The sequence below is a fragment of the Pseudomonas sp. genome, assembly GCF_002796985.1.
Classification (GTDB): domain Bacteria; phylum Pseudomonadota; class Gammaproteobacteria; order Pseudomonadales; family Pseudomonadaceae; genus Pseudomonas.
Genome location: NZ_PEKX01000007.1, coordinates 917,022 through 934,217 on the forward strand (window position 1 = coordinate 917,022; position 17,196 = coordinate 934,217).

General features: G+C 65.2%; 13 protein-coding genes. 9 read left to right on the plus strand and 4 right to left on the minus strand.

The window, feature by feature from the left end; genetic code table 11:
• Positions 1-12: 12 nt before the first annotated feature.
• Positions 13-387 (minus strand): RidA family protein, encoded by a 375-nt coding sequence (locus CTR55_RS09960; protein WP_184589263.1) that lies wholly within the window; start codon positions 385-387, stop codon positions 13-15.
• A 20-nt stretch (positions 388-407) separates the two neighbouring features.
• Positions 408-1,520: an FAD-binding oxidoreductase gene (locus tag CTR55_RS09965; protein ID WP_296285792.1), complete on the minus strand. Its 1,113-nt coding sequence runs from the start codon at positions 1,518-1,520 to the stop codon at positions 408-410.
• 111 nt (positions 1,521-1,631) lie between these two features.
• Between CTR55_RS09965 and CTR55_RS09970 the strand changes: the two genes are divergently transcribed.
• Positions 1,632-2,255: an XRE family transcriptional regulator gene (locus CTR55_RS09970; RefSeq protein WP_296285794.1), complete on the plus strand. Its 624-nt coding sequence runs from the start codon at positions 1,632-1,634 to the stop codon at positions 2,253-2,255.
• A gap of 6 nt (positions 2,256-2,261) precedes the next feature.
• Here the strand turns inward: CTR55_RS09970 and CTR55_RS09975 are convergent, their stop codons facing one another.
• Positions 2,262-5,138, minus strand: a complete 2,877-nt coding sequence (locus CTR55_RS09975) for an EAL domain-containing protein (RefSeq protein WP_296285796.1) — start codon at positions 5,136-5,138, stop codon at positions 2,262-2,264.
• 112 nt (positions 5,139-5,250) lie between these two features.
• A complete protein-coding gene (locus tag CTR55_RS09980; protein WP_296285798.1) occupies positions 5,251-6,144 on the minus strand; it encodes a LysR family transcriptional regulator in 894 nt (297 codons plus the stop codon).
• Between the two features lie 166 nt (positions 6,145-6,310).
• Between CTR55_RS09980 and leuC the strand changes: the two genes are divergently transcribed.
• The 8 genes from leuC (at position 6,311) to CTR55_RS10020 (ending at position 17,196) form a co-directional block, all read left to right on the plus strand.
• Positions 6,311-7,738, plus strand: a complete 1,428-nt coding sequence (gene leuC / locus CTR55_RS09985) for a 3-isopropylmalate dehydratase large subunit (RefSeq protein WP_296285800.1) — start codon at positions 6,311-6,313, stop codon at positions 7,736-7,738.
• Between the two features lie 11 nt (positions 7,739-7,749).
• Positions 7,750-8,394, plus strand: a complete 645-nt coding sequence (gene leuD, locus CTR55_RS09990; RefSeq protein WP_296285802.1) for a 3-isopropylmalate dehydratase small subunit — start codon at positions 7,750-7,752, stop codon at positions 8,392-8,394.
• A 30-nt stretch (positions 8,395-8,424) separates the two neighbouring features.
• The gene (locus CTR55_RS09995; RefSeq protein ID WP_296285803.1) at positions 8,425-9,189 is read left to right on the plus strand and encodes a class I SAM-dependent methyltransferase; all 765 of its coding nucleotides are present in this window, start codon (positions 8,425-8,427) and stop codon (positions 9,187-9,189) included.
• A 104-nt stretch (positions 9,190-9,293) separates the two neighbouring features.
• A complete protein-coding gene (leuB, locus tag CTR55_RS10000; protein WP_296285804.1) occupies positions 9,294-10,376 on the plus strand; it encodes a 3-isopropylmalate dehydrogenase in 1,083 nt (360 codons plus the stop codon).
• An 80-nt stretch (positions 10,377-10,456) separates the two neighbouring features.
• Positions 10,457-11,569, plus strand: coding sequence for an aspartate-semialdehyde dehydrogenase (gene asd / locus CTR55_RS10005; protein WP_296285805.1), 1,113 nt, complete (start codon positions 10,457-10,459; stop codon positions 11,567-11,569).
• 322 nt (positions 11,570-11,891) lie between these two features.
• A complete protein-coding gene (locus CTR55_RS10010; RefSeq protein ID WP_296285806.1) occupies positions 11,892-13,031 on the plus strand; it encodes a FimV/HubP family polar landmark protein in 1,140 nt (379 codons plus the stop codon).
• 94 nt (positions 13,032-13,125) lie between these two features.
• Positions 13,126-14,136, plus strand: coding sequence for an aspartate-semialdehyde dehydrogenase (locus CTR55_RS10015; protein WP_296285807.1), 1,011 nt, complete (start codon positions 13,126-13,128; stop codon positions 14,134-14,136).
• Positions 14,137-14,304: 168 nt separating this feature from the next.
• Complete coding sequence (locus CTR55_RS10020; RefSeq protein ID WP_296285808.1) at positions 14,305-17,196, plus strand: FimV/HubP family polar landmark protein; 2,892 nt, start codon at positions 14,305-14,307, stop codon at positions 17,194-17,196.

A 17,196-nucleotide genomic window follows, 5' to 3' on the forward strand; every position in this document is an offset into this window, starting at 1 on the left:
GGCCGGAAAGGGTCACGCCTGGCCGACGTAGGCCTGGACTTCCACCTCGACGTCCACGCCCAGCGCCAGTGCCGATGCCACGCAGGAGCGCACCGGCAGGCCCTGTTCGAAGTAGCGCTTGTACACCTCGTTGAAGCCGGCGAAGTGCGCCATGTCCGACAGCCACACGGTGGCTTTCACCACCTGGGAGTAGTTGGCGCCACAGGCCTCCAGGCTCTCGGCAATGCGGGTCATCACCGCTTCGGTCTGGGTCTGGATGTCGCCTTTCACCACCTGGCCGTCCGCGGTCATCGGGATCTGTCCGGACAGGAACAGGAAGCCGCCGGCCTTCACGGCGCGGGAGAAGGGGAAGGGCAGGGTGCTGGGGTAACGCTGGATATCGCTCATTCTAAGGTCTCCGGGGGAATTCAACGCAGGCGCGCCGGGCTCAGGCGCTGGGGATCGACGCCTTGCTGGCGCAGGGATTCGGGCAGTGCCTCGCCGAGCAGTAGCGACTGGGCCAGGCGCGACACGCCATCGGCGGACTGGATGCCGTAGCCGCCCTGGGCGGCCAGCCAGAAGAACGCCGGGTTCTGCGCGTCCTCGCCAATCACCAGGTCGCCATCGGCGACGAAGGAGCGCAGGCCGGCCCAGCTGTGGTTCGGCCGGCGGATCGCCAGGGTGGTGTGCTCTTCGATGTGGTGCGCGCCCAGGGCGATGTCGAGTTCCTCGGGCTGTACATCCTGCGCCTCGACCGGGTCGGCGTTGGCGGGCGAGCCGAGCAGCTGACCGGCGTCCGGCTTGAAGTAGAAGCTTTCGTCGATGCCGATCACTGTCGGCCAGCGGCTGATGTCCATGCCTACCGGTGCCGGGAAGGTGAAGGCAGTACGGCGGCAAGGCTGCAGGCCGACTGGGCGGATGCCGCAGCGTTCCGCGACGTGATCGGCCCAGGCGCCGGCGGCATTGACCAGTTGCGCGGCTTGGATGGTTTCGCCCTGACTGAGTTCGAGCGTCCACGCGCCATCTGCATAGCCTGCCGACAGCAGCTCGCGGTTGCAGCGCAGCTCGCCGCCGCGCTGGCGCAGTGCGCGCAGATAACCCTGGTGCAGGGCGTGTACGTCGAGATCGCGGGCGTCCGGTTCGTAGAGGGCGCCGATGATGGCCTCGGCGCGCAGGACGGGGAGGAATTCCAGCGCCTGCTCGGTGCTGATGCGTTCCACGCCCGGCGTGGACTCGGCCTGTTTGAGCAGCTCGACGTGTTCCGGGCCGCCGACGTACAGGCAGCCGCGCGGCGTGAGGATCGGGTGCTCGGTGAAACCCACTGGTGGGTTCTCGTAGAAGGCGCGGCTGGCACGGGTCAGCGCCTGGATCTGCGGCGTGCCGTAGGCCTCCATGAACATGGCGGCGGAACGCCCGGTGGAGTGGTAGCCGGGCTGCTCTTCGCGCTCCAGCACCAGTACCTTGTGGGTCTCGCTCAGGCGGTAGGCGAGGGACGCGCCGGCAATGCCGGCGCCGATGATGACGAAATCGAAATGGCTCACTGCAAGGGCCTTCTGGAGAATTTCTCTTATGTGAGAAATCTAAGATATGAGAATTTTTGCGCCAAAGGCAAGGCCCGGTAAACTTTCGTCGGCCCCCTCACGAGATGTCCCATGAGCGAAACCGCCCAGGCACTACCCAAGCCCCAGCAACTGGATCGAGACGAAGTCGGTGCGCGCCTGCGGGCGGTTCGCAAGCAGCAGAAATTGACCCTGAAACAGCTCTCCGACCTGTCTGGCGTGGCGGTTTCCACCCTGTCGAAGATGGAGCTGGCGCAGGTCGCGGTGAGCTACGATAAGCTGGCTGCCGCCGCCCGCGCCTTGCAGGTGGATATCGCCCAGTTGTTTCGCCCATTGCCGTCCGTCGGCGGGCTGATGGGGCTGAAGACTTTCGTCAAGACCGGCATCGATGACGCCGCCGGCTACGACACGGGCGGCTACGAGTACTACCCCATTGCCGGCGATTTCCCGCAGCGCAGCATGACGCCGCTGTATGCGCGCATCTTCGCCCGCGAGGTCGGCGAGTTCGACGACTTCGTCCGCCACCCCGGCCAGGAGTTCGCCATGGTGGTGTCCGGCCGCGTGCGCATCCAGTTCGAGACGGGGGAGTCGGTGAGTATCGGCACGCGCGAGACAGCTTATTTCGACAGCAGCGTTGGCCACCTCTACCTCAATGATGGCGAAGCCGACGAGGCGCAGGTGATGGTGGTGATGTCGGAATTGCGGCCCGCGCAGTAGCGGGCCTCAGGTCGCCTGCTGGATATCGCGGCGGGGCAGCAGTGCGATGAAGTCGTCCAGCGGCACCGGACGGCTGAACAGGTAGCCCTGGTACAGGTGGCAACCTTGTTCTGCCAGCAGCGCGAGTTGTTCCGGGGTTTCCACCCCCTCGGCCACCAGTTCCAGCCCCAGGCTCTTGCCCATTGCCACGATGGCGCGGACGATTTCCGCGTCGTTGCTGTCGTTGGGCGCGTCGCGAACGAAGCTCTGGTCGATCTTCAGGCTGTCCACCGGCAGGCGCTTGAGGTAGGTGAGCGACGAATACCCGGTGCCGAAGTCGTCCATGGCAAATTGCACACCCGCCTCGCGCAGACGCTCCATGCGCGCGATGGTGTCGTCCAGTTGCTGGATCACGATGCCCTCGGTGATCTCCAGCTTGAGCAGGCTGGGTGGCAATTGGGTCTTGTGCAGCAGGGCCAGGAGGCGTTCGACGAAATCGCTCTGGCGGAACTGCCGGGGGCTGATGTTCACGCTCAGGCTGAAGTTCTCGATGTCGATGAGCCCTTCGGCGAGCAGTCGCGCACCGGTGCGGCAGGCCTCCTCGATGACCCATTGGCCGACTTCGACGATCAGCCCACTGTCTTCCAGTACGCGGATGAAGCCGGCCGGCGACTGCGGGCCGCGGGTCGGGTGGCTCCAGCGCAGCAGCGCCTCCGCGCCGACGATGCGAGAGTCGCGGGCGTCCACCTGGGCCTGGTAATGCAGATTGAACTCACGACGCACCAGCGCCATGCGCAGGCCGTTCTCCAGGCGCAGGCGCTCGCTGGCGGCCTGCTGCATGGATTCGTGGAACAACTGCACGGTGTTGCGCCCGGCGTCCTTGGCGCGGTACATGGCGATGTCGGCGCGCTTGAGCAGGTCGTCCGGGGTTGCGCCGTCGTCGGGGATCAGCGCGATGCCGATGCTTGGGGTGATCTGCAGGCGGTGGCCGTCGAGTAGCATGGGTTCGGCCAGCAGGTCGCGGAGTTTTTCCGCCAGTTGGCGCACCTGCTGCGCGGTGTCCAGGCGGCTGCCTTCGATGCCGGTAAGCAGCACCACGAACTCGTCGCCGCCCAGGCGCGCCACGGTGTCTTCCTGGCGCACGCTGGCCTCCAGGCGCGCGGTGACCATCTGCAGGATGGAGTCGCCGACGGAGTGGCCGAGGGAGTCGTTGATGTGCTTGAAGTGATCGAGATCGAGGAATAGCAGCGCGCCACGCAGACTGTGGCGCTGCAGCAGGGCGATCTGCTGCTTGAGGCGGTCCATCAGCAGCGCGCGGTTGGGCAGGTCGGTCAGGGCGTCGTGATAGGCCAAGTGCTGGATGCGCGCCTCGGCCTCACGCAGCTCGCTGGTGTCGCGAGCGGTGAGCAGCAGGCAGTTCACGCCGCCCAGCTCGATCGGCTCCACCGACACGTCTACCGTCTTGATTGTGCCGTCGCGGTGGCGGCCGCGCATTTCCAGGTGGTGGACGAAGCCGTCGCGGTTCAGCGCGGCGATCATGTTCAGGCGTTCATCCGCGTCGGCCCAGATGTTGATGCCCAGGGCGGTCTGGTCGATCACCTCGTCGGTGCGGTAGCCGGTGAGACGGTGGAAGCCTTCGTTGACTTCGATGTAGCGGCCGGTGTCGCGCTCGGTGATGGTGATGGCATCGGGGCTGGAGTGGAACGCCTTGGCGAACTTCTCCTGGCTGGCCTTCAGCGCAGCTTCGGCCTGCAGGCGCCGGGTGACGTCGCGGAAGCTGGAGAGGATGCACAGCTGGCGGTCGACCCAGATCAGCCGGCTGGCGACCATGCAGGTAATGGGGTGGCCTTCTCGGGTGAGGAATTGCACCTCGATGTTCTGTAGCGAGTGGTCGCGCATCAACTGCTCGAACAGCCGCTCGCGAATCTGATTGTCCGTCCAGAAGGTGATCCGGTGCGACGACTGGCCAATGACTTCCTCGGCCCGCCAGCCAAAGGTGCCGCAGAAGCTCGGGTTGACCTCGATGAATTCGCCGTCGCGCACCCGTGTCACGCAGATCGGGTCCGGGCTGCCCTGGAACAGGCTGGCGAACTTTTCCTCGGAGGCTTCCAGGTTGCGTTCACGCACTACCTGCTCGGTGATGTCGAGCAGGGTGCCCGCCATGCGCAGCGGCTTGCCGTCGGTGTTCCGGTAGAGCCGGGCGCGGCTCTCCAGGTAGCGCACCTCACCGGAACCGAGCTGGGCGCGATAGGTGAACTGGTAGTCGCTGTCCGGCCCGCGAGCCAGTCGGGCGTAGGCCTGGCGCATGCGCTGGCGGTCGGTCTTGTCGACGCAGGCGAAGAACTCGCCGAAGGGGCCGTGGAAATCCTGGTCAGGCAATTCGTGCAGAACGGCGGCGCGAGTCGAGCCGTAGAGCAGGCCGCTGGGAATGTGCCAGTCCCAGATACCCAGTTGCGCGGAGTCCAGCGCCAGGTCGAGGCGTTCCTGGCTGTCGCGCAGGGCCTGTTCCTGGGCACGTATGCGGGTGATGTCGCGCACCGTGAGCACCAGGCAGGGGTGGCCGTCCTGTTCGATCTGGCAGCCGTAGATACGGGCGCTGCGGATTTCGCCGGTGCGGGTCAGCAGGGTGGCTTCGAAGCCATCGATCTGCTGCTCGGCGGCGATCTTGTCGAGCATCCGCTGGCGCTCGTCGAGGCTGCGCCAAAGGCCGAGTTGCAGGGAGGTGCGACCGAGGGCCTCGTCGCGGCTCCAGCCGAAGCGCTCGACGAAGCTGGCATTGAGTTCGAGGAATCTTCCGCTGTCCCGGTCGGTGATGACCATGGCGTCGGGCGCGGTATGAAAGGCTTTGGCGAACTTGTCCTGGCCGTCGGTGGCGAGCGGGGGAAAGAGAGGATCGCGGCTCATGCGGCGCTCCCCCTGTGTCGGTCGGAGCCGGCCAACTCAGGCCGGTGATCGCGAAGTGACATGCGGACGGGCATTCGGGCCCCTTCTTCTAGTTCTGTCAGAACAATAGAGGTTAGGCCGTGACAGGCGCAAGCCCCGCTGCCTGGGCGTCGAGCAGGCGCATGAAGGCCCGCGCAGCATTGGATAGCGTGCGCTCGGTATGCAGGATGTAGCCCAGTTGGCGGCTGAGCTGGATGTCCTGCAGCGGCAGGCGGACGACGCTGTCATCGAGCATGGTGCGCGGCAGTACGCTCCAGGCCAGGCCGATGGAAACCATCATCTTGATGGTCTCCATGTAGTTGGTGCTCATGCCGATGTTGGGCGTCAGCCCCTCGGCCTCGAACATGCGCCGCACGATGTGGTGGGTGAAGGTGTTGCCGCCGGGGAACACCGCCGGGTGCGCTGCCACGTCGGCAAGGAATACCGGGCCTTGCACGGACAGCGGGTGCTCCGGGGCGGCGACGAAGTCCAGCGGGTCGTCCCACACCGGCACGGCGCGCACCGGCTCGGCGGTCTCCGGGGCGAGGGTGATCACGGCCAGCTCGGCGCGGCCATGCAGAATCTCTTCGTAGGCCACTTCCGAGTCGCAGAACTGGATGTCCAGCGCCACCTGCGGGTGCGCCTTGGTGAAGGCGCGCAGCAGCGGCGGCAAGCGGTGCAGGCCGATGTGGTGACTGGTGGCGAGGACCAGCCGACCGCTCACTTCGCCGTTGAGGTTGGTCAGGGCGCGACGGGTGTCGTCGAGCACGCTGAGGATCTGGTAGGCGCGCGGCAGCAGGGCGCGGCCGGATTCGGTCAGGGTCACCTCGCGGCCGACGCGGTCGAACAGCCGCACGCCCAACTGGTTTTCCAGGGCGGCGATGCGCTTGCTTACCGCCGGCTGGGTCAGGTGCAGGCGCTCGCCGGCTTCGGAGAAGCTGCCGGATTCGGCAATGGCGAGGAAGGTGTTGAGGCTGGTCAGGTCCATGTCGACTCCCTGCGCTCTGGAAGCGGCGCCCGGCTTTTATAACGCACCGTATTCCTCGTGGGAATCCTTTGGATGAAAAATATGAATTTGAGTTATTCGGTGCCTTTCCATAGGATCATCCCCACAAGCCCAAGGGGCATAGAAAGACGCTGATGAGGACTCTCTGATGGCCGGCAAGACGCTCTACGACAAACTCTGGGAAATGCACGAGGTGAAGCGCCGTGACGATGGTTCGTCGCTCATCTACATCGACCGCCACATCCTCCACGAAGTGACCTCGCCGCAGGCCTTCGAAGGCCTGCGCCTGGCCGGCCGCAAGCCGTGGCGCATCGACGCGAACATCGCGACCCCGGACCACAACGTGCCGACCACTCTGGTCGAGCGCAAGGGCGGCCTCGCGGCCATCGCCGACGAAGTGTCGCGCATCCAGGTCCAGACCCTGGACGAGAACTGCGATGACTTCGGCATCCTCGAGTTCAAGATGAACGACGTTCGCCAGGGCATCGTTCACGTGGTCGGCCCGGAGCAGGGCGCGACCTTGCCGGGCATGACCGTGGTCTGCGGCGACTCGCACACCTCGACCCATGGCGCTTTCGGCGCGCTGGCCCACGGCATCGGCACTTCCGAGGTGGAGCATGTGCTCGCCACCCAGTGCCTGGTTGCCAAGAAGATGAAGAACATGCAGGTCCGCGTGGAAGGCAAATTGCCCTTCGGCGTGACCGCCAAGGACATCGTCCTCGCGGTGATCGGCAAGATCGGTACCGCCGGCGGCAACGGCCATGCCCTGGAATTCGCCGGCAGCGCCATCCGTGACCTGTCCATGGAAGGCCGCATGACCATCTGCAACATGTCCATCGAAGCGGGCGCTCGCGTCGGCATGGTGGCGTGCGACCAGAAGACCGTCGAATACGTGAAGGGCCGTCCGTTCTCGCCGCAGGGCAGTGATTGGGACAAGGCGGTGGAAGCCTGGGGCGACCTGGTTTCCGACGCCGATGCGCACTTCGACACCATCGTCGAGCTGCGTGCCGAGGACATCAAGCCGCAGGTCAGCTGGGGGACTTCCCCGGAGATGGTCCTCGCGGTGGACCAGAACGTGCCGGACCCGGCGGCCGAAGCCGATGCGGTCAAGCGCGACTCCATCGTCCGTGCCCTCAAGTACATGGGCCTGAACGCCAACCAGGCGATCACCGATATCCAGCTGGATCGCGTGTTCATCGGCTCCTGCACCAACTCGCGCATCGAAGACCTGCGCGCCGCCGCCGCCGTGGCCAAGGGCCGCAAGGTCGCTGCCACCGTCAAGCAGGCGCTGGTCGTGCCGGGCTCGGGCCTGGTGAAAGCCCAGGCCGAACAGGAAGGCCTGGACAAGATCTTCATCGAGGCCGGCTTCGAATGGCGTGAACCGGGCTGCTCCATGTGCCTGGCGATGAACCCGGACCGCCTGGAGAGCGGCGAGCACTGCGCTTCCACCTCCAACCGCAACTTCGAAGGCCGCCAGGGCGCCGGTGGTCGTACCCACCTGGTGAGTCCGGCGATGGCCGCCGCGGCTGCCGTGACCGGCCGTTTCATCGACGTACGTGAATTGATGCAGGCCTGAGGAGACCGAACATGAAAGCCTTTACCCAGCACACCGGTCTCGTCGCACCGCTCGACCGCGCCAACGTCGACACCGACCAGATCATTCCCAAGCAATTCCTCAAATCGATCAAGCGCAGCGGCTTCGGCCCGAACCTGTTCGACGAGTGGCGCTACCTCGACGTGGGCCAGCCGAACCAGGACAACTCCAAGCGTCCGGTCAACAAGGACTTCGTCCTCAACTTCCCGCGCTTCCAGGGCGCCAGCGTGCTGCTGGCCCGCGAGAACTTCGGATGTGGCTCCTCCCGCGAGCACGCGCCGTGGGCGCTGGACGAGTACGGCTTCCGCACCGTGATCGCGCCGAGCTTCGCTGACATCTTCTTCAACAACAGCTTCAAGAACGGCTTGCTGCCGATCATCCTGAAGGACGAAGAAGTCGACGAGCTGTTCCAGCAGTGCGAGGCCACCGAGGGTTACCAACTGACCGTCGACCTCGCCGCACAGACCGTGACCCGCCCGGACGGCAAGCAGTACAGCTTCGAAGTGGATGCGTTCCGCAAGCACTGCCTGCTCAATGGCCTGGACGACATCGGCCTGACCCTGCAGGACGCCGAGGCAATCCGCAGTTTCGAAACCGGCTACAAGCAGAACCAGCCCTGGTTGTTCCGCGACGCCTGATCGGCGTCGCACCCCAAGAAGGAGAAAGCCATGACCGAGAGTCGCCACGAGCAAGTGGTCCAGCGCCAGTTCGGCGCCCAGGCCAACGCTTACCTGACCAGCGCCGTACACGCCCAGGGCGAGGAATTCGCCCAGCTGCGCGAGCGACTGTCGGCGACTACCGGTGCGCGCGTGCTGGACCTGGGTTGCGGGGCAGGGCATGTGAGCTTCAACGTCGCGCCGCTGGCCGGCGAAGTGGTGGCTTACGACCTGTCCCAGCAGATGCTCGACGTGGTGGCCTCGGCCGCCACCGAGCGCGGCCTGGGCAACATCGTCACGCGCTGTGGCGTTGCCGAGCAACTGCCGTTCGAGGACGGCGAGTTCGACTTCGTCTTCAGCCGTTATTCCGCGCACCACTGGCGGGATGTTGGCCAGGCGTTGCGCGAAGTGCGCCGGGTGCTCAAGCCGGGCGGCGTGGTCTGCTTCATCGACGTCGCGGCGCCGGGCTTGCCTCTGCTGGACACCTATCTGCAGACTGTCGAGGTCTTGCGCGACACCAGCCACGTGCGTGACTACTCCCCGTCGGAGTGGGCGCGTCTGGTCGGCGAGGCCGGTCTTGCGGTGACTGCCGCCAAGCGCCAGCGCCTGCGTCTGGAGTTCACTTCCTGGGTCGAGCGCATGCGCACTCCCGAAGTGATGCGCCAGGCCATTCGTACCCTGCAGCTTTCGATGGGCGACGAGGTGCGCGAGTATTTCGAGATCGATGCCGAGGGCTCTTTCAGCACCGATGTGCTGGTGCTCTGGGCGGAGCGCTGAATTCAAGCTTCTGATCGCCCCGGATGGCACGAGCCATCCGGGGCGTTACGTTATTTGCCAGGCGTCGCTGTAAAAGTCGGCGTCTTAAAAGAGAGAGCAGAGAGATGAGCAAGCAGATTCTGGTTCTTCCCGGTGACGGTATCGGCCCGGAAATCATGGCCGAAGCGGTCAAGGTGCTGGAGCTGGCCAACGACAAGTTCGCCCTGGGCTTCGAACTGACCGAAGACGTGATCGGCGGCGCCGCCATCGACAAGCACGGTGTACCGCTGGCCGACGAGACCCTGGAGCGCGCGCGCAACTCCGACGCCGTTCTGCTGGGCGCCGTGGGCGGCCCGAAGTGGGACAAGATCGAGCGTGACATCCGCCCCGAGCGCGGCCTGCTGAAGATCCGCTCGCAACTGGGCCTGTTCGGCAACCTGCGCCCGGCCATCCTCTACCCGCAACTGGCCGATGCCTCCAGCCTGAAGCCGGAAGTGGTCGCCGGCCTGGATATCCTCATCGTCCGCGAGCTGACCGGCGGCATCTACTTCGGTCAGCCACGCGAGCAGCGTGTGCTGGAGAACGGCGAGCGTCAGGCGTACGACACCCTGCCGTACAGCGAGAGTGAAATCCGCCGCATCGCCCGCGTCGGCTTCGACATGGCCCGAGTGCGCGGCAAGAAGCTCTGCTCGGTGGACAAGGCCAACGTCCTGGCCTCCAGCCAGCTGTGGCGTGAAGTGGTCGAAGAAGTCGCCAAGGACTATCCGGACATCGAGCTGTCGCACATGTACGTCGACAACGCTGCCATGCAGCTGGTTCGCGCGCCCAAGCAGTTCGACGTGATGGTCACCGACAACATGTTCGGCGACATCCTGTCGGATGAGGCTTCCATGCTCACCGGCTCCATCGGCATGCTGCCTTCTGCCTCGCTGGATTCGAACAACAAGGGCATGTACGAGCCTTGCCACGGTTCCGCGCCGGACATCGCCGGTAAAGGCATCGCCAACCCGCTGGCAACCATCCTTTCGGTCTCGATGATGCTGCGTTACACCTTCAACGAAGGCGCCGCCGCCGACGCCATCGAGAAGGCCGTGAGCCTGGTGCTCGACCAGGGCCTGCGCACCGGTGACATCTGGTCCGAAGGCTGCACCAAGGTCGGTACCCGCGAAATGGGCGACGCGGTAGTCGCAGCACTGCGGAATCTGTAATCTGTCCGGCTCGCTCGTTCCCGCGCCCCTGTAGGAAAGCGGGAACGACGGCCCTCTAAATATTTGAAGGTGTAGTAGCGATGAAGCGTGTAGGTCTGATCGGTTGGCGTGGCATGGTGGGTTCGGTGCTCATGCAGCGGATGCTGGAAGAGCGGGACTTCGACCTGATCGAGCCGGTGTTCTTCACCACCTCCAACGTGGGTGGCGAAGGCCCGTCCATTGGCAAGGACATTGCCCCCCTGAAAGACGCCTACAGCATCGAGGAACTGAAATCCCTCGACGTCATCCTGACCTGCCAGGGCGGCGACTACACCAGCGAAGTCTTCCCCAAGCTGCGCGAAGCCGGCTGGCAGGGCTACTGGATCGACGCCGCTTCCAGCCTGCGCATGCAGGATGACGCAGTCATCGTCCTCGACCCGGTGAACCGCAAGGTCATCGACAACTCGCTGGACGCCGGCACCAAGAACTATATCGGTGGCAACTGCACCGTCAGCCTGATGCTGATGGCCCTGGGCGGCCTGTTCGAAGCCGGCCTGGTCGAGTGGATGAGCGCCATGACCTATCAGGCGGCCTCGGGCGCCGGCGCGCAGAACATGCGCGAGCTGATCAAGCAGATGGGCGCCATCAATGCCTCCGTCGCCGATGACCTGGCCAACCCGTCCAGCGCCATCCTCGACATCGACCGCAAGGTCGCCGAGGCGATTCGCAGCGACGCCATGCCCACCGAGCACTTCGGCGCGCCGCTGGCCGGCAGCCTGATCCCATGGATCGACAAGGAACTGCCCAACGGCCAGAGCCGCGAAGAGTGGAAGGGCCAGGCGGAGACCAACAAGATCCTCGGCCGCTTCAAGAACCCGATCCCGGTGGATGGCATCTGCGTGCGCATCGGCGCCATGCGCTGCCACAGCCAGGCGCTGACCATCAAGCTGAACAAGGATGTGCCCATCGCGGACATCGAAGGCATGATCAGCCAGCACAACCCCTGGGTAAAACTGATCCCCAACCAGCGCGAAATCAGCATGCGCGAACTGACTCCGGCGGCCGTTACCGGCACCCTGAGCGTTCCGGTCGGCCGTCTGCGCAAGCTCAACATGGGCACGCAGTTCCTCGGTGCTTTCACTGTGGGCGACCAACTGCTGTGGGGCGCTGCCGAGCCGCTGCGCCGCATGCTGCGCATCCTGCTGGAGCGTTGATTCGCTCCCGCTGATACCGCCCCGTGACACTCACGACGCCGGCCTTGTGCCGGCGTCGTGCATTTCGAAGCACGAGAAGTTCCCCTTGTGTTGGTGAACCGCCGCACAAAAACGCCAGTCCAGGCCGCTGTCGGCCTTTTGGCGCCGGTTTCTGTGACGCACCCGCAAAAGCCAGCGGGAACCAGTCGCTATCCTCGCAGCCCGTCCATGGGGACAGGTTTCGGCGCGCCTTTTCGTGCCGGCCGACGGCAAGCAAGCAGCGGGGGAGAGGATGGCTCGGTTACACAGATTGTGGTTGGCGACGGCGGTGGCGGCGGCTTTCATGCCCGGCATGGCGGGTGCTCTGGAACTGGGCGAGATTTCCTCGCGGGCGGTGCTGGGGCAGAACCTCTCGGCCAATATCGAACTGCGCGGCGTAACCGACCTGAGTTCCGAGGAAGTGGTGGTGAACCTGGCCTCGGCGGAAGACTTCGAACGCCTGGGCGTGGATCGCAACGTCGTCACCAGTGGCCTGAAGTTCACCCCCGATCTGGGCAAGAACGGCCGTGGCGTCATTCACGTCAGCTCATCCAAACCGATTCGCGAGCCATACGTGAACTTCGTTCTCCAGGTGGTCTGGCCGCAGGGCCGTCTGGTGCGCGAGTTCACCGTGCTGCTCGATCCGCCGAGCTATGTGGCCAGCCCGGTGACACCGCCAGCCATTGCGCCGGTTGCTGTCGCTCGTGCACCGCAAGCGCAACCGCTGACGCCATCGCAGGCGGGCGCACCGGCCACGGACAGTTACCGCATCCAGCGCAATGACGCGCTGTGGGACATCGCTTCACGCAATCGTCCGTCCAGCGGCGTCTCGGTCATGCAGACCATGGCGGCGATCCAGCGGATGAATCCGGATGCCTTCGTCGAAGGCAACATCAACCGCCTCAAGGTCGGCCAGGTGCTGCGTCTGCCCAGCGAGCAGCAGGTTCGCGAGCAGAACCATGCCCAGGCATTGGCCCATGTGGAAACCCAGACTGCGCAGTGGAAGGCCAAGCGCAATCCGCAGCTGGCCCAGCAAGGCCGTCAGTTGGATGCTACCCACAAGGCAGAGGCCGGGAGTGCGCCGGCGAAAGCCGAGGAGCGCGACAGTCTGCGCCTGATCTCCGGTCAGCCGGGCAAGGATAAAGGCAAGGTCGAGGCGGAGCAGTTGGCTGTCGCCCAGGAAGGCCTGGACAGTGCGCGCCGCGAAGGCGATGAGCTACGCAGCCGGATTTCCGATCTGGAAAGCCAGACCCAGAAGTTGAACAAGCTGATCGAACTGAAAGACTCGCAGATCGCCGGCCTGATCGCGCGCCTGGCCGAACAGGATCGCGCCAAGGCTAACGCCGCGTCGCCAGCGAGCAACCCGCAGGCTTCGACGGGAGCTGTCGCCCAGGCCGCTGCGCCTTTGACCGCCCAGGCAGCCGGTGCTGAGCCGCGCCCCTGAGCTGCGGCGATAGGCGGCGGAGCGCTGGATTGCTTCGCCGCCGGTGGGGGCAGTAAAGTGCTGCGCTACTTTCCCCACCGATTTGGATATTTTGATGCCTGAAACACTCGACATCGCCGTAGTAGGCGCCACAGGGCTCGTTGGCGAGGCTTTGGTCGAACTGCTGGAGGAGCGCGACTTCCCCGTCGCCAACCTGTATCTGCTGGCCAGCGGTGAGTCCGCCGGCAAGTCGATCGCCTTCCGCGGGCGCAACATCCGGGTCGGCAAGCTCGACGATTTCGACTTCGCCAAGGTGCGCCTGGTCTTCCTTTCCGTGGCGGCTGATGCGGCTGTCGATTGTGCCGCCCGTGCCCGTGAGGCCGGCTGCAGCGTGATCGATCTCAGTGGTGCGTCGCTGAACAATGCCGCCGCGCTGCTGGCCCAGGCCTGCGTGAATGGCGAGGCCGTCGAAACCCTGCAACTTCCCGCTTTGATTGCCGCCCCGGCAGCGCCGGCCGCCGAGGTTGCCGAGGTGCTTGCCGCGCTGCGTGGCGTGCTCGAGCTTCGCCAGGTCACTGTGAGCGCCTGCCTGTCCGCCTCCGCGCTGGGGCGCGAGGGCGTGCAGGAGCTGGCGCGACAGACTGCCGAACTGCTCAATGCCCGCCCGCTGGAGCCGCGCCTGCTGGATCGCCAGTTCGCCTTCAACATGCTGGCGCAGTTGGGCGGCGTCGATGAACAGGGCTATTCCGTGGTCGAGCGCCGGATCGCGGCGGAGCTCGCCGTGCTGTTCCCCGAGCTGAAGGACGGCCTGAGCGTAACCTGCAGCCTGGCGCCGGTGTTCTTCGGCGATGCCCTGATGGTGTCGCTCAAGGCGGCTGCGCCGGTCGTCCTGTCCGCCGTCAGCGCAGCGCTGGAAGCGGCCGAAGGTATCGAGTTGGTCGAAGACGATTACCCCACTGTCATCGGCGATGCACAGGGGCAGGATAGTGTTTATGTCGGTCGCGTACGGACCGGTCTGACAGATTCGCGCGAACTGAATTTGTGGATTGCGTCAGATAATGTGAGAAAAGGCGCAGCCCTAAATGCTGTGAACTTGGCCGAATTGTTGATAAAACACTATCTGTAAAAGATACTTACCGAATATTTGAAGAAGTATTCTAGCTTGGCAATGCTGGCCGGTAACGTCGCTGACAGGGGAAAGCACCTCCGTGAAAACGGCCGGTGTAGTGGGCAGCGGCGCCCGATAGACGTTGTTCTAATCCAGAAAAAAGCTATTAAAACAAGGGATTAATATATGGTCCGGCTTCGTAAACTGGTGCAGGCAATCGCAGCTGCTTCGGCATTGACCTCGGGCATGGCGCATGCACTGGGGTTGGGAGACATCCACCTGCGTTCGGCACTGAACCAGCCACTGGATGCCGAGATCGACTTGGTCGAAGTTCGCGATCTGTCCTCGGCCGAGGTGATCCCGAAGCTGGCGTCGCCGGAAGACTTCAACAAGGCAGGCGTCGACCGTCAGTACTTCCTGACCGGACTGAAGTTCACCCCCATCGTCAAGCCGAACGGCAAGAGCGTCATTCGCGTGACCTCCAGTCGGCCGGTGCAGGAACCTTACCTGAACTTCCTCGTGGAAGTGGTCTGGCCCAACGGCCGGCTGCTGCGCGAGTACACCGTGCTGCTCGACCCGCCGCTGTATTCCCCGCAAACCGCCGCCGCGGTACCACGCGCGCCGATGGCCGTGCCTGCCCCGGTGGCGCGTCCTTCCGTTCCGGCAGCACCGCGTGCGACCGCTGCTTCCAGCTCCGCTGCGGCAGCCCCGCGCGCGACTGCTGCCTCCAGCACCGCTGCGGCCGCTCCGACTCGACGTCTGGAAGGCAACGAGTACCGTACCGGCAAGAATGACACCCTCTGGGAAATCGCCGCCCGTGCGCGCCCGGATGGTCGTGTTTCCGTACAGCAGACCATGCTGGCGATCCAGGATCTCAATCCTGATGCCTTCCTCGGCGGCAACATCAACCGCCTGAAGAGCGGCCAGGTGCTGCGCCTGCCCGATGCCGAGCAGATCAAGGCCCGTACCCAGCCGGACGCCGTCGCCGAGGTCAGCCAACAGTACACCGCCTGGCGTGAAGGTCGCAGCCTGCCCACCGGCGGTGCTCGCCAGCTGGACGCCACACCGCGCGCCAACGCCGGTGCCGCTCCGGCCCAGGCCGAAACCAAGGACAGCCTGCGTCTGCTCTCCGGCGAGAGCGGCAAGGCCAAGGGTGGCGACAAGGGCAGCAAGGACGGCCAGGCCGTCGCCGACAAGCTCGCCGTCACCAAGGAAAGCCTCGACAGTACCCGTCGCGAGAACGATGAGCTGCAGGGCCGCATGACCGATCTGCAGGGCCAGATGGACAAGCTGCAGAAACTCATTGCGCTGAAGGATGCGCAACTGGCGAAGCTGCAAGGCGAGCTGGGCAGCGACAAGGCCCCCGCCGACGGCACCGCTGCCGTGCCCGCCGTCGAGGCCGCCGCGCAGACGGGCGACTCTCCGGCTCCGGCCGCAGCGGAGCAACCGGCCGCACCGGCTCCCGCTGGGGATGCGGGTGCTCCGCCGGCTCCTGCCGCCGAGACGCAACCGCAACCCGCTCCCGCTCCGGTCGCCCCGGCGGCTGCCCCCGCACCTGAGGCGACGCAGCCCAAACCAGCTCCGGTCGCGGCGCCTGTCGAGCAGGCCGAAACCAGCTTCATCGACGAGGTCCTCGCCAATCCGATCTGGCTGGGCGCCATCGCCGGCAGCGCCCTGCTGGCTCTGCTGGTCCTGCTGATGATCATTTCCCGCCGTCGCGCCGCCAAGGAGCAGGAAAGCCTTGCTACCTATGCAGGCGACGATGAGCCGACCCTGGATGACGACCTGACCCTCGCCGGCAGCGAACTCGACACCCTGGACGCGCCGCAGGCCGCCGAAGTTAACGCTCCGGCGCAGGCCGCGCCCGAGCGCGTCGCCGCGCAGACCAGCGATGCGCTGGGCGAGGCGGATATCTATATCGCCTACGGCCGCTTCAACCAGGCCGCCGAACTGCTGCAGGGTGCCATCTACGACGAGCCGCAGCGCACCGACCTGCGCCTGAAGCTGATGGAGGTCTACGCAGAGATCGGTGATCGTGAAGGCTTTGCTCGCCAGGAAAACGAATTGCGCGAGATCGGCGGTGCCGAGCCGCAGGTCGAGCAGTTGAAGTCCCGCTATCCGGGCATGGTCGCCCTGGCGGCCGTGGGTGGCGGTCTGGCCGCTGCCGCAGTTGCTTCCGACGATGATCTCGACGGTTTCAGCCTGGATGACTTCGCCCTCGATACCCCGGTGGCCGCTGCCGAACCTGCTGCGCAGCCCCACGGTGACCTGGACGATGCGTTCGATCTGGCACTGGACGATCTGGAGCTGGGTGACGACAAGCCCGCTGCTCCGGCCGCCCAGCACAGCGATGAACTCTCCTTCGGCAGCTTCGACCTGGACGACGATCTGAGTCTGGGTGGTTCGCCGGCTGCAGCCTCGAGCGCAAAGGCCGACGACGACTTTGCCTTCGATCTGGACCTGCCGGAAGTCTCTACCGCCAAGGTCGAGGCTCCGTCGCTGGCTGACGAACTGGGCGATTTCTCCCTGGACCTGGACAAGGGCCTGGAGAAAGACAGTCATTCCACCCTGACCTCGGCGGAAGACGACTTCCTGCTGGGGCTGGATGACGACACCGCTTCGCTGTCCGGTGTGAGCCCCGAGGAGTTCAGCCTGGACATCGAGAGCAAGGCGCCGCAGGCCGATGACCTGCCAGACGACTTCGACCTGTCGCTGGCGGATGACGAGCCGCTGCCGGCCAAGGCTGAGGACAGCTTTGCCGCCCAGTTGGATGAAGTGAGCGCAGAACTGGACCGTCTTTCCGTGCAGAATGACGAGCCGGCAGCGCCGGCCGTTGCGCCACTGGCAGAAGACAGCTTCGCCGCTGGCGACCTGGAGCTGCCGGGTGAGGGGGACGACGAAGACGATTTCGACTTCCTCTCCGGCGCTGACGAAGCGGCCACCAAACTCGACCTGGCGCGTGCCTACATCGACATGGGCGACACCGAAGGCGCCCGCGACATCCTCGATGAAGTCATCACCGAGGGTAATGACAACCAGCAGCAGGAAGCGCGTGAATTGCTCGGGCGTATCGCCTGA